Origin of the sequence: Paraglaciecola marina, assembly GCF_004360155.1 — a bacterium.
In the GTDB taxonomy this organism is placed as follows: Bacteria; Pseudomonadota; Gammaproteobacteria; order Enterobacterales; family Alteromonadaceae; genus Paraglaciecola; species Paraglaciecola marina.
The window spans coordinates 424,812-438,273 of sequence record NZ_SAIS01000001.1; the positions used below are offsets into that span (position 1 = coordinate 424,812).

Below are 13,462 nucleotides of genomic sequence, written 5' to 3' on the forward strand. Positions count from 1 at the left end.
ATCTTGAATAAACTAGCTATTTTCGCATTCGATTATAACGTGACTAATATTTAACCGCAATTTTTCTGGGTTGATAGAATAGCCTGACGCTTCTATTGCAAGTACTTCAAATTCATCGATTGTGAAATACCCTTTTTTATATAAAGCGACTATGTCAGTGACATCATCAGCTTGGCAGCGCTCGAGTTTAGAAATAGCAATATCAATCGCCGAAACTAAGTAAACATGTAAAATTGTGTTTCCCACTGAAAGGGGGATGACCCGTTCTTTATAATCAGGGTGTAAGGTTGGTAGGCCCACATTAAAGGTATCATCTAGACTGATTACTTTGTCACCTTCTACTGGATCTGTATAGTAAACGTCGTCCACTTCTAAAACTAATGAGTGAGTATCAAGCTTTTCAGCCGAACTAATCTCAATATCAACATCATCACTACCTCTAACATTGGTAAGCAAATGAATAGCGCACCCACCAAAAACAAACGCTGATACAGCTCCATTAGATTGCTTTTCACTTAAATGAATAACGAGTTGCTCATTAAACTTTTCGAATAACTCAAAAATAGCTGTGGCTAGGGGAGTATCAGTATATAGGTTCAAATGAGTCACTAAGGTCGTTGAAACAAATAATAAGCCAAGAGTGTAGTCCCTTGGCTATACAATTACCAAATTGTTAAATAGCAAATAATCTAGAAAACTTCTGGGGTAGACATAAAGCGTATAGCACCAAATTTTTCTCTAAAAAATTCCATTGCCAATTGGCCACTGAATTTAACTTGGTTTCTATTAAATATAGGAGTTAGAACAAGCTTATTTTTAACAACTAGAGCAAATTTATATTATTAACCTAGGCCTGCGGGAGCTGTTTAATTGAACAGTAAAGTAGTTAGGTCAGGGGAGGGCGTTAAACTGTTCAATATAGTTTGGTCTGGGTTACTCTGATGTCTCCTACTTTTTCGCTTAAAGAATGAATTCTCGCTCTATATCGTCATTCCTGCATTTAGTTAGCAGGAAATAACGGGATGGCGAGGTACTTCTTTATCTATACCCTCTCTGATTTCTGTGGTCGGTAAGCCACATTTTCAAATAGGGATGAACGGCCGCAGCCACAGTAAACTAAGCAAGGGACTTAAACACCTTGAATTGCAGTTTTAACACTATCAAATTTCATTATGGTTTAACTCACTTGTTCTTATTACTCTTTAGGCAAAATTTCGACTGCGCGCAGGCTAGATAAGTTTTGAATTAATAAGGGAGCTATGCCGAGTACGGCGGCTAAGGTACTCAATACGGAATCAAAAGCTATATTGGCGCTGAAAATAACCAGAATAAACAGTATGGCTACCAACATAAACAAAGGCGCCCGTAAATTGTGCCACAAGCTAGTTTGTATGGTAGAAAAGCTGGTAACTATTAGATCAAGTCTGAGCTAATACAGCTCAGACATAAAGAATTTAGGCGCGCCTTCAATTACATATTTGCAGCGTGTAAAGCTAACAAATTTTTAAAGCCCATTTGTATCTCGTTGTTTTTAAAATCATTAACCAACGGCTTTGTGTAAGCTTATGGTACAACTTTTATCTTCTTTTTTTCTTAGGCTTTATGCCAAGTGCTTTGTTTCTGGCCTGTTGTTTACCTTTATTACTTCTTTTGGTCGGTTGGTTTTGTTTGGTTAAGTCGGGTTCAAAACCCGGTAGCCACTGTTGTAACAGTGCGCTGTCGAGTACTTTTTCTACTGCTTCTAGCAGCCACTCTTCCTTTGGACTCATCAGCGATATGGCTAACCCGGAATTTCCCGCTCGACCTGTGCGGCCAATACGGTGAATATAATCTTCGGCAACATAAGGCAGTTCGTAATTGATGACATATTTCAAATCAATGATGTCAATGCCTCTTGCTGCTACATCGGTTGCCACTAGTGCTCTGGTTTTACCTTGTTTAAATTCTGCGAGTACTCTTTCTCTGGCACCTTGTGATTTATCACCATGGATAGCTTGAGTTGGGATGCCGTCTTTACACATTTCTTTGGCTAGGGCATCAGCCATTTGTTTGGTGCGAGTAAAGATTAATACTTGATGCCAGTTTTTTGAGCCGATGAGATAAGACGTGATTTCTCGCTTGCGATCACTATCAACTGTATACACCAGTTGTTCTACTTGCGTGGCTGCTGTATTGCGTTCATTCACTTCGATAAGTGTAGGGTCGTTGAGTAAGGTTTTACTTAATTTAAAAATTGCGTCATCGAACGTTGCTGAAAACAACAAAGTTTGTCTTTTGCTGGGCAGGCGCGCTAAAACACGGTTGATTTCATTTTTAAATCCCATGTCTAACATGCGATCGGCTTCATCAAATACAATGGTTTGAAGCTGGCTTAAATCAACGCTTCCTTTTTCTATATGGTCTAACAAGCGCCCAGGTGTTGCTATCAAGATATCTACGCCTTTCTCCATCGCGGATAGTTGCGGGTTAATGCTGACTCCGCCATATGCCACCGCAATCTTAAGGTGAGTATATTCGGCATAGCTCACAAAGTTTTTATACACCTGTTGGGCGAGTTCTCGAGTGGGGGTTAATACCAATGCACGGATAGGCCTTAGAGCATCAGTATATTTTGTTAATTGTTGTAGTATGGGTAGGGCAAATGCCGCCGTTTTTCCAGTACCTGTTTGGGCGCCCGCCATAATATCTTTGCCCGCAAGAATCTCGGGGATAGCCTGTTGTTGTATTGGTGTTGGGATCTCGTATCCCAACTCTTTGATTGCATCAGTTAGGGATTTATCTAATGCTAATGAAGAAAAACTCATATATGACGTTCACTTATTGATTACTTGGTGTCTTTATATCATTTCTGCTCTGGCATGTAAGCGGTAAACCTAGTCAGCTTTCCTACGGGGTTTTGTTTAGCTAATGTATACGTCAAGCTTTGATTTTGTTGCTCTGTATAGCGGTTGTTGTAACGGGCCTCTGAAATGGTTACGATTAAACAAGTATTTCAGATTTTGTGTGATTTTGGTCGCTTGTACTGCTTGTTTGCCAAAAAATTATAGGACTTTCTAATGAGCGAAAAGAACACTTCAAAATCATTAATATTTATTGTGTTGCTGGTTGCTGTTGGGGTGGTTTTTGCAATCATCACCATGACTGGGGGAAAAGAAAACACAGAAGGCCCAGATATCTCTGAGGTTATAATTGAGACTCAGCCTACAATCGAACCTAAAGAGGAAGTTAAGGCTGAACCCAAACCTATCGAGCCAAAAGAAGAGCTTAAAGCTGATCCAAAACCGATAGAGTCCAAAGCTATTCCAGAGCCTAAAGCTGAAATTGAAATTGAAATTGAAGTGGCCCCAGAACCTACCGAGCCCAAAGAAGAAGCTGAAGCTGAGCCAGAACCTATATTACCCACATGGGATATATTTGAATCTGAAAACGAGACAACGGGTGAAAAAACGGCAATTGCTTATTCTCCAGACTCGTATCCAGAGCCAAGAATGCAAGAGCCTTATTCGGACATAAAAGGATGGATGGTAGTGCAATGTGACAGTGGCTTCGAGTGGTCTTATTTTGGATTTTCTACCCCGCCAAGTATCGCTAAAAGCACCAAAAAAGACGGTTATGACAAAATGATCGCGAAAGTAAGCTGGGATGGCAAAGTTGAAAAACTAATATTAAACCAAAAATGGGGCGATAGGTTTCTAAGTTTTAAGGAAAGTGTTTTTGCCATTAAAAAAATTCAAGAGTCAAATTCAGTATCACTAGAATTAGATTGGGAAGGCCAATCAAATGTGCGGTTTACATTCTCCCTCAATGGCGCACCAGCTGCATTGGAGAAAGTAAGAGCCATGTGTGCTAATTACTAAACCCTATTAATATCTGTAACAGTTTTCTTTGCCTCGGGAGTGCAGGATGCTATTTCCCTATGATACGTGCAGAGACAATCTGGCAAAATTATTGATATTAATTTTCAAAAAATAAGTCACCAGAAACGAAAAAACCTCTAAGCCAGATGGCTAAGAGGTTTTAATGTGGTGGAGCTGGCGGGAGTTGAACCCGCGTCCAGAAGACGTCAACCGTCGGTACTACATGTTTAGTTTGTCTTTTATTTAACTACGTGGAACTCCGACAAACAGGATTTCGTTGCAGCTGGCCTAATACTGTTTCGCGGTTCACCCTTAGACAAGGTTCCCTCGCTATCCTGCTGGGATGACCTTCCGAACCTCTACTAGCAGAAAGAGTATGAGTGGAAGGGCTTAGCCGGTTATTAAGCGGCTAGAGCGTAGTTTTCGTCGTTTGCGACTATTTAAATGCGGCTTTTTACGAGGCAAACCGCTCCTCGACATGCACCTAAAGCGTCTAGAATCCTGTCGAATCCAAAATCAGCCCCCAAGTGTTGTTGGCTGCAAACTGCCAACGACTGCATTCTAACATAGCCTTGTTGGCTATGAATACAGTGATTTGATAAATGTAAGCTCTTCAGTCACTTACTCGGCCTGTTTGCTTATAAATTGCTCAAAATGTGCCTTGATACGCAGTTGGTTTAGTCATGGGCAAGATTTAAAAATGGGTAGGGGAGGTTTAGATAGTAAAAAGCCCAATAAAAATTGGGCTTTGGAAAAGAATTAAAGGCAATGTTTACGCTTTAGGTTAATTATTGCTCGCAAGTTAAACACATTGCATATACACCTTTAGGATCATTTAGTTTAGTGATTGTTTCAATATCCGCTGTAACGGTTTTCACTAAGTCTAATAGGGCATTATCGTTTTCTAGTGTGAAGGCCCCGTCAAAGGTTACGGCGGCGTTTTGGAATAGTTGTCTCCAAAAGATCTCACTTTGGCTTAAAGAGCGTTTGATGTATTGAGTGTCGTATTCTTGCAAGCTAGCTAATTCAGCTGCCGCTTGTATACCGTCTTGTAGATAACCTAAATCGTCTACTAAGCCTAACTCTAAGGCTTTATCTCCAATCCATACTCTGCCTTGAGCAATGCTGTCTACATACTCTTTCGTAAAGCCTCTTTTGTCGGCTACTAATGAGATAAATTGATCGTAACCATGCTCTATACCTCTTTGCATGATTTCGCCCATTTTAGGGTTAAGGCTACGGGTAACACCCATGCCAGCAAATTCTGTGGTGCCCACACCATCAGTATGCACACCTAGATAATCTAAGGTGTTCTCAAAGGTTAAGAACATACCATAAATACCGATTGAACCCGTGATAGTGCTTGGGGCGGCTACTATTTTGTCTGCACCCGCAGAAATCCAGTATCCACCTGATGCGGCATAGGTACTCATTACAGCCACCACTGGTTTACCGACTGCTTGCAGGTTTTCAACTTCTTGACGGATGATTTCAGAGGCAAAGGCGCTGCCCCCTGGGGAGTCTACGTACAGCACTACTGATTTAACTGAGTCGTCTAAACGAGCTTTGCGTAACAATCTTGCTGTACTGTCGCCACCAATTTCGCCAGGTTTTTTACTACCATTTAAAATGGTTCCTTTGGCTACCACTATACCGACTTTATCTGTATTAGTTTCGATTGTAGGTAAAGGAGGGTTGATAATGCTTAGGTAGTTTTTGTAACTAATGCCGTTGAAACTGGTGCCATCATCGTTTTTGCCAACCATAGCAATGATTTCTTGTAATACTTCATCGCGGGTTTTAAGGGCATCTACCCAACCAAAATCTAGAGCGTACTTCGCAAAGTCTCCGCCAACTTGTTCAAATTTTTGTAAAAAGACATCAAGCTCTTCATCAAAGTTGCTTTCGTCTATACCTCTAGCGGCGGCTACGGCAGTTTTGTATTGACTCCACATACCGTCTAACCATGCTTTGTTGGCTACTTTTGCTGCATCAGACATATCGTCACGAATGTAAGGTTCAACTGCTGATTTATACGTGCCAACTTTAAATACGTGGGTTTCAGCTTTTAGCTTTTCGATGGCTGATTTGAAATAAGTACCGTATCTTCCATAGCCTTCAAACAACATAAAGCCCATTGGGTTAAGGTAAATGTGATCAGCATGACTGGCTAAGTAGTATTGGGTTTGGGTGAAATAATCCCCTATAGCAAAAATGGGCTTTTCGCTTTCTTTAAAGCTATCAAGGGCAACGGCTATTTGTTCAAGCTTGTCTAAGCCTGCACGACTAAGGCCATGCAAATCTAAAACTAAGGCTTTGATCCTTTTATCTTGTTTAGCATTGTCGATTGTGAGTAATACATCTTGCAGTAGTACTTCTGGTGAGTCTTCTTCATCTTCGAAAGCCTGTTGTATGAACTCTTCGAAAGGGTCGACGGCTTTCTTTTCAATAACTACATCACCTACTAGTTTTAGCACTAAGGCTGAGTCTGTAGGAACGGTTATTTTATTGTCGTCTTTCATAATTGCAGAAATAATGACAATTAATAGTATGATAAAAATGAGGTTAAAAAATAATTTACGAGTGAAATTAAGGCCAGTCCACAGACCGACGAATAAAGATTTTGTCCAACTTTTTCCAGCTGCCATAGAAAATAGATACACTAATTGAGAAACATTAATAGCATCCTATCTAAAAAAGTGGGTTGAGGACATTTGCAAATGTAATTTTTTGTAACTTTTAGTTCTGTAGCTGAGTTTTTAAATAATTAAGCAGTTTATTGGTTGAAATTCAGACAGTTTAGAGGGTTTTGATGTAAAACCAGAGAGTGAAAAAAAGCAGCTCTGTCTAAAAATGTACAAAGCTGCTGTATTTATATTATTGAAGCAGAGCCAAGTTAAGCTCTTTGCAGTTGTTCTTGGGCTGCACCTGTTCTATCAGTTTTATTACCTTTTAAACGCTCTACCAACATATAATTTATTGGCACTAGAATCAGGGTAATGAAAGTGGCAAACAATATTCCAAACCCCAGTGATACTGCCATAGGGATTAAGAATTGCGCTTGAGTCGATTTTTCAAACAATAGAGGCATTAGTCCAATAAAGGTGGTTAAGCTGGTAAGCATAATGGGCCTGAAACGAGACGCACCCGCGACCAGTACAGATTCTAACAACGCAAAACCTTCTTCACGCTTTTTATTGATAAAGTCCACCAGTACTAAGGAGTCATTCACTACCACACCAACTAAGGCTAACATGCCTAATATACTCATTATGGTTAGGTTCATGCCCATTAGCCAGTGGCCAATTACGGCACCTATCATGCTAAAAGGTATCACACTCATAACGATTATAGGCTGAATGTAAGACTTAAATGGAATAGCCAATAAGCCGTAAATTGCAAAGAACACCATGAGTAACCCTACACCTAAAGAAGAGAATGATTCACGTTGTTCTCGGGCTTCTCCCTCCATCTTAAAGCTTACACCTGGATATTGGTTTACTAAGTCTTGCACGTATTCGGTTAGGTCAGCCTGTAGGACTGTCATATTGGTTTTTTCTTTTTCAACATCAGCGGTTACGCTAACTGTTCGGAAACGGTCAATACGGGTGATTTTAGAAGGGCTTTTACCTGGGATTAATGTGGCAACATGGGATAATGGCACCGCTCCACCTGAAGGTGTTTCTACTAGAATATCTTGTAAGTCAGCAAGTGAACGACGCTCGCCAATTGGCAACCTCACCATGACACGAACATCATCTCTACCACGCTGAATCCGCTGCACTTGGCTACCAAAAAAGGCATTACGAACTTGGTTTGAAATGTTCACACGGGTTAACCCAAGAGCTTTACCTTGTTGTGTTAATTCAATTTGTAGCTCTTCTTTACCATCTGACAAACTATCTGTAATTTCAAATACAGTGGGGTAGGTGGCTAGCCGTGCTTTAATTTTATCGGCTATTTCTTGTAATGTGCCTTGTGCATTGCCACTTAGCTGGACATCGATAGGGTCAGATGAACGGCCTGTTTCAGCTCGATAGGTGACACTTTCAGCACCGGGGATTGGGCCTATTAAGCCGCGCCACTCTCGCACTAAATCTGCTGATGTAACCGTTGACTCTCTGGATTCTGGAGGAGTAATTTCAAAGCGAACAGAGCCCACATTAGAAGTACCACCACGGCCACCTGTGGAGGCGAGTACGTTAAGAATAACGCTTTCACCGGTGTCTTCGTTGGTGTATTTTTCTCTTAGTTCTTCGGCTTTATCAGCCATTTTGACTATGAATTTGTTGGTAACTTCAAAGGTAGTCCCGGTAGTCATAGTTAAGCTGGCTCGCACAGTTTCACTTGGTACTCTTGGGAAAAATACAAACTTGGTCCAGCCACTCATTAACAAGGCTAGTATGATTGAAAAGGTGCCAATAAATACAGCTAAGGTTGATAATTTATGGCGTAAGCTAAATTTCAATAAGGGTTGATAGTATTTTAAAATAGCGGCTTCAAAACCGTCGGCAAATCTTTGTTGCCATTGCTCTAAACGATTGCCTTTGCCTTCTTTCTCGTTTCTTAATTTGATACGTTTAAGGTGAGACGGTAGAACAAACTTTGATTCGATTAATGAAAATAGTAAAACTGGGATTACCACAACAGGGATTTGTGAGAATAAAGCCCCTCTATTACCCTCAATAAATGCAAAGGGCATAAAGGCTGCCACTGTGGTTAAAATTCCAAAGGTAACAGGCGTAGCGACTTCTTGAGTGCCTTTTATGGCAGCTTCTTCACCTGATTTAGAGGTTTTGAGGTGGGTGTATATGTTTTCACCTGTGACTATGGCATCGTCTACCACTATCCCCAGTACTAAAATAAACCCAAACAAGCTCATAATGTTTAAGGTGACGCCAAAAAATGGCATGGCTAAAAATGCCCCCATAAAGGAAACAGGAATACCAATAAATACCCAAAATGCAATGGCTGGTCTTAAGAATAGAGTCAGTAATAAGAGTACTAAAATACCACCTTGCAAAGCGCTACCGGTAAGCGTGGCGATACGGTTTTTAACGATTTGCGAATCATCATCCCAGTAACTTAACTCATAGCCTTCTGGTAGTAGTGGTTGTTTTTCTTCTATGTATTGTTTGACTTTGTCAGCTACATCTACGGCACTTTGTTGCCCAATTCTGTATACATCAATAAAGGCCGCTTGTTTGCCATTGAAACGGGTACGAACAGGGGTTTCTTCAAAGCCATCTTGAATATCTGCGATATCTTTTAAACGTAAAATTGAACCGTCACTGTTGGTTTTGATAGGAATGTCGGCAAATTGATCAGTACGGTAGGCAAGGCCCTTAGAGCGAATTAATACATCACCCCCATCGGTTTTAATATTACCAGCGGATATGTCACTACTGGAGTTGGCAACTGCGGTTGACACATCAGCAAGAGTTAATCCGTATTGACGAAGTCTGTCTTGGGGGATTTCTAAGGCGATTTCGTAATCACGTACACCTGCCACTTCTAATTGGGTAATACCTTCAATGCGCAATAAATCATCGCGTATTTGCTCTGCAAATTCGTTGATTTCTTTCTCACCATAGATACTTGATATAGATACAGCAATCACTTCTCGGGTTCTTTGGGCTAGAGACACCACCGGGTTTTCAGCGTCTGCTGGAAAGGTATTAATGGCATCAACACGTGATTTTATATCTGCCAATAGCTCTCTAGCATCATAGTCAGTATCGACTTCGATGGTGACACTTGCTGAACCTTCAGAAGAGACACTCGTAATTTGCTTAATACCTTCAAGATCTTGGACTGCCTCTTCAACCAGTATGGCTACACCTAACTCTGTATCTTCTGGTGTTGCGCCCCTAAGGGTTACAGAGACACTAATGCGGTCTGTTTCAAAAGATGGAAATACTTCTAGGGGTATACGGCTAGTGAGGCTGTATATCCCTGCAAATAATATAGAAATCATCAGCAAGTTTGCTGCGACGTGATTTCGGGCAAACCATGCAATCATGTGCGCTCTCCCGTTTTTATTGGTAGCTGTAAGAATCTATTCATTAGTTTTGGCCTTTTGGTTTGGCATTTGCCCCACCGTTTTGGCGTTGAGCTCGTAACTCATCGATTGTTATGCCCATTTCATCAGCCTTCTTTTGTAGTCTTGCTAATTGCTCTGGAGAGGGCTTGCGGGTTCTTTGTGGTGGCTCTTCACCGGCAATGGTAACGCGAGTACCTGAGCTAACTTGCCCTAGCGGTGTGGTGACTAACAGATCGCCGGCTTGTAGGCCGTTTTCGATAATGGCTTGTTGGCTATTCTGCCAGCGAATATCTATATCTTTTCGTTGCAACACACCATTGTTTACCACGTATACATAGGTGCCTTGGTAAATTGCACTGTTACTGATGACTATCGCATTGTCTAAGGTTTTACCTTGTACTTCTGCGTTTACATATTGGCCGATTTTTATAGAGGCTCCTGGGTGTAATTCAGGGTTATAGGGGTCATCAATTTGTGCCACGATATAAAGTTGCTGTGAATCAGTGTCAATGGCACCTTCGGTGCGGGTAATTTGACCTAACCAAGTTTGTTTTTTGCTAAAGCTAGAGGTAAAACGGGCTTCTATTATGGGCTGTAATTGGTTGTTGGTACGAAACTCTTCAGGAAAATTGACCAAGTCAATATCACTATTATTGATAGGTAAACGAATTTCTACTACGTCAGTTGAGTAAATCTCTGCTACTTCTGTGGTAGAGGCTAACACTTGACCAAAATCAACCAGTTGCTCAAGTATTCTGCCGTCGTATGGGGCTTTAATGATAGTACGTTCTAAGGCTAGTTCGGCTATGGTTAAACCCGCTTGTGCAGATAATAAGGTTGCTTCTGCCGCGGCCAGTTGCGGTTTACGCAATACTAAATCGCTAGGTTCTTCTGAGTTTCCTAAACGTTTCCAGTCAATAGCGGCTTGCCTAGATGTGGCTTGCTCTTCTAGCAAGGCTTGTTCAGCGGAGAGTAAATCTGCTTCAGCAATTTTAACGTCTGCTACATAGTCTCTCGAGTCAAGCTTGATTAAAACATCACCTTTGTTGAAAAAGCCCCCATTTCTAAACTGCGGGCTAACGTAAGTTATTTGTCCGGAAACTTGTGCCACCAATGCATTTTGTGTTTTAGGTTGTACCGTGCCAAAGGTGTCTACTACCACAGTGAATTGCTGAGGTGTGAGCTCTGCTACTTCAACCGTTAGTTGTGAAGCGCTAGAGGGGCCGCCCCTTTTGCTTTCAGGTGGATTGTTAAGAATGATTTTTGCTACCACTAAGGTGACCACTAAAATGATTAGTGGTATTAACCACTTCTTTACGTTACTCATTGGTTAACACGTCCTCTTGATTTATTTGGGTATCAGCAAAGTCGCCACCTAGGGCGATATGCAAGTCAACTCTGTTTGCTAATAACTGATTTTTAATTTGAATAAGTGCATTTTGTGCATCGAATGAGCGGCCTTGGGCTTCTAGCACTGTTGTGTAAGTCACTAAGCCTTTTTGATATTGCTCGAAGGAAAGTGTTTCCGCTTCTTTTGCATTTTTACTGGCGTTAACAGTGGCTAGATAGCTTTGTTTTAAGCCTTTTTCTGTTGTAATAGCATTCTCTACATCTGAAAATGCCTCAAACAATGTGTCTAAATAAGCTTGTTCTTGTTGTTTAAGGGTTAGGCGTGCTGCTTCTTCGTTGGCTTTTAAGTCACCCGCTCTGAATATGGGAGCGGCAATACTGCCAATCAAAGACCAGGCAAAAGAGGAGCCCGATAATAAGTCTGAAAGCTCATCCGTAGAGTCTGAAATAGAAGCAGATAAATTAAAGCTAGGAAACCTTTGCTTATGGGCGTAAGCAAGCCCGGCATCTTCTGCCAATACTTGATACCAGCTAGCCTTAAGCTCTGGCTTACGGGTGATAACATCGGCTGGTAACCCTGTGGGAATTTGAGTATCGAGTAGTGGCAAGCTGGTGTCTGCCACTGTTGCTGCCACTTTGCCACTAGGGTAGCGTCCTAACAACCTCTCTAGGGTTCTTGATGTTTGCAATAAAGAGGTTTGCTGATCGGCTAGGTTAGATATTTCACTATTTAATTCATTTCGTGACAGGTATACGTCTAAGGCGCTGTTAAGGCCTTGTCTGTAACCTGATTCAATAATGTCTAAATTTTGTTTGGAGTTTTCAACTCTTTGCTCGGCTAAATCGAGTAATTGCTTGGCGGTAATTAGGTCAAACCAACCGCTTACAACACTAGCAACCAAAGTTTGACGACTTTGTTGATATTGAGCCACACTCGCTAAATAGTTTAAATTAGCTTGTTGTTGTGCAGCTGAAAGCTTACCCCAGATATCTATCTCGTAACCTGATTCTAAGCCAATGGAGTGACTGTTTGAGGTGACTTCTGTACTGGAACTTCTGCTGCGTCCAGAGCTAAAATCTAGGTCTAAGGTGGGCCAGAAATCAGCTTCACTTTGCAGTAAACGCTGTTTCAAAATCTCAGCGCCATAGGCTTCTTGGCGTAATGCGTAATTCTGTGTAAGAGCTTCATTGACTAAGTCAATTAATTCGTTTTGAGCAAATTGCGGGAGCCAATTGTCTTTAACTTCAATTGAAGATTGAGTTATTTGCCAGTTTTCTGGCACCTCAGGAAATTGTAGCTTTTTATCTAGTTCACTATTGGTCGCACATCCCGCTATAGAGAGGGCAATCAGTATAGGTAAGTATCGTTTCACTATGGGTAGGCCGAGTGTAAAGTGTTAAAAATCAACCACTAGAATATAAGATATAAGGGATTCTAAGAAGCACTTTACACAACTTTTACAATAAAATTTATTCACCTTATTTTATGGTGGATTCGTCTTACTATTTTCAAGTGAGGGGGATGTCAAAGGTAAGTTTTACGACCTAATGCCAAACAGTAATTGGCAATTTTCTAAAATGTCGTATGGATTCATGGGTGTAAGTTCATAAATGGTTATTTCGCCGATTTTATCCTGCTCTTTGTAATTTGTGAGCTCAAAGTAAAACCACCATTCACCAATACGTGAGCGTAATTCAATATAGGGGAAACTGGTAATTTTCCATTTGCCAGTTGCGAAACTTTTATCTTGTTTTGTGCTTGCTGGGGTATTTATTTGATAAGTACCATCTCTATTAAGCCGGAGCGATATTCTTGAATCGCATTGTTCAGAGCTATATTCATGGGCCCAATTCACTGCGTTTGATTCACTATGAGGTTCAATGCCTTTGGGCACAGGGAGTAGGGCAATTGAATTTTTCTTATAGTGATGATTACCGCTAAACATCATGTTTGTATTGTATATATCCCAACCTATGTCACTCATGATTTTAGTTACCTTGTGAATGTGTTGCGGTGAGTCTAAAAAAGGAGAGTAGATAATGGATGATTGGTTTATGGAAGTCGGGAAGTCATGGTCGTTTGCTACCACTTTGTATTGGTTTTCGCTTAATGTTACGGTGATTTCATGGGCCTGCTGTTCTGACAAGTACCGTGTATATAGATGAATGTTTGTTTGGCTGCAACCACATAATAGTATGGCCATGCTTAACA

General features: G+C 41.0%; 8 protein-coding genes and 1 other RNA gene. 1 reads left to right on the plus strand and 8 read right to left on the minus strand.

The features are described 5' to 3' along the window. Positions 1–12 precede the first annotated feature (12 nt). Both EOK74_RS07960 and EOK74_RS07965 read right to left on the minus strand, forming a co-directional pair. Complete coding sequence (locus EOK74_RS07960; RefSeq protein ID WP_133469451.1) at positions 13–600, minus strand: DUF6036 family nucleotidyltransferase; 588 nt, start codon at positions 598–600, stop codon at positions 13–15. A gap of 977 nt (positions 601–1,577) precedes the next feature. Further along, positions 1,578–2,804 (minus strand): DEAD/DEAH box helicase, encoded by a 1,227-nt coding sequence (locus EOK74_RS07965; RefSeq protein ID WP_133469452.1) that lies wholly within the window; start codon positions 2,802–2,804, stop codon positions 1,578–1,580. A 252-nt stretch (positions 2,805–3,056) separates the two neighbouring features. On the opposite strand from EOK74_RS07965, the gene EOK74_RS07970 reads away from it, so the two are divergent. Further along, the gene (locus tag EOK74_RS07970) at positions 3,057–3,857 is read left to right on the plus strand and encodes a hypothetical protein (protein WP_133469453.1); all 801 of its coding nucleotides are present in this window, start codon (positions 3,057–3,059) and stop codon (positions 3,855–3,857) included. A gap of 166 nt (positions 3,858–4,023) precedes the next feature. Here EOK74_RS07970 and ssrA read toward each other — a convergent pair. The 6 genes from ssrA to EOK74_RS08000 all read right to left on the minus strand — a co-directional run bounded on the left by ssrA (position 4,024) and on the right by EOK74_RS08000 (position 13,454). Next, positions 4,024–4,381: a transfer-messenger RNA gene (gene ssrA, locus EOK74_RS07975) on the minus strand. Between the two features lie 264 nt (positions 4,382–4,645). Next, complete coding sequence (gene sppA, locus EOK74_RS07980; protein WP_133469454.1) at positions 4,646–6,505, minus strand: signal peptide peptidase SppA; 1,860 nt, start codon at positions 6,503–6,505, stop codon at positions 4,646–4,648. Between the two features lie 248 nt (positions 6,506–6,753). Continuing rightward, on the minus strand, positions 6,754–9,879 hold the full coding sequence (locus EOK74_RS07985; RefSeq protein WP_133469455.1) for an efflux RND transporter permease subunit: 3,126 nt from the start codon (positions 9,877–9,879) through the stop codon (positions 6,754–6,756). Positions 9,880–9,922: 43 nt separating this feature from the next. Then, a complete protein-coding gene (locus EOK74_RS07990) occupies positions 9,923–11,227 on the minus strand; it encodes an efflux RND transporter periplasmic adaptor subunit (protein ID WP_133469456.1) in 1,305 nt (434 codons plus the stop codon). After that, on the minus strand, positions 11,220–12,626 hold the full coding sequence (locus tag EOK74_RS07995; protein WP_133469457.1) for an efflux transporter outer membrane subunit: 1,407 nt from the start codon (positions 12,624–12,626) through the stop codon (positions 11,220–11,222). Before EOK74_RS07995 ends, EOK74_RS07990 begins: the two co-directional genes overlap by 8 nt. Before the next feature lie 162 nt (positions 12,627–12,788). Continuing rightward, a complete protein-coding gene (locus tag EOK74_RS08000) occupies positions 12,789–13,454 on the minus strand; it encodes a hypothetical protein (protein ID WP_133469458.1) in 666 nt (221 codons plus the stop codon). Between the last annotated feature and the right edge of the window lie 8 nt (positions 13,455–13,462).

Excerpts from the sequence above, each read along its gene's own strand:
- EOK74_RS07965 (WP_133469452.1), bottom strand. The coding sequence starts at position 2,804 with ATGAGTTTTTCTTCATTAGCATTAGATAAATCCCTAACTGATGCAATC.
- EOK74_RS08000 (WP_133469458.1), bottom strand. The coding sequence starts at position 13,454 with ATGGCCATACTATTATGTGGTTGCAGCCAAACAAACATTCATCTATAT.
- sppA (WP_133469454.1), bottom strand. The coding sequence starts at position 6,505 with ATGGCAGCTGGAAAAAGTTGGACAAAATCTTTATTCGTCGGTCTGTGG.
- EOK74_RS07990 (WP_133469456.1), bottom strand. The coding sequence starts at position 11,227 with ATGAGTAACGTAAAGAAGTGGTTAATACCACTAATCATTTTAGTGGTC.
- EOK74_RS07970 (WP_133469453.1), top strand. The coding sequence starts at position 3,057 with ATGAGCGAAAAGAACACTTCAAAATCATTAATATTTATTGTGTTGCTG.
- EOK74_RS07985 (WP_133469455.1), bottom strand. The coding sequence starts at position 9,879 with ATGATTGCATGGTTTGCCCGAAATCACGTCGCAGCAAACTTGCTGATG.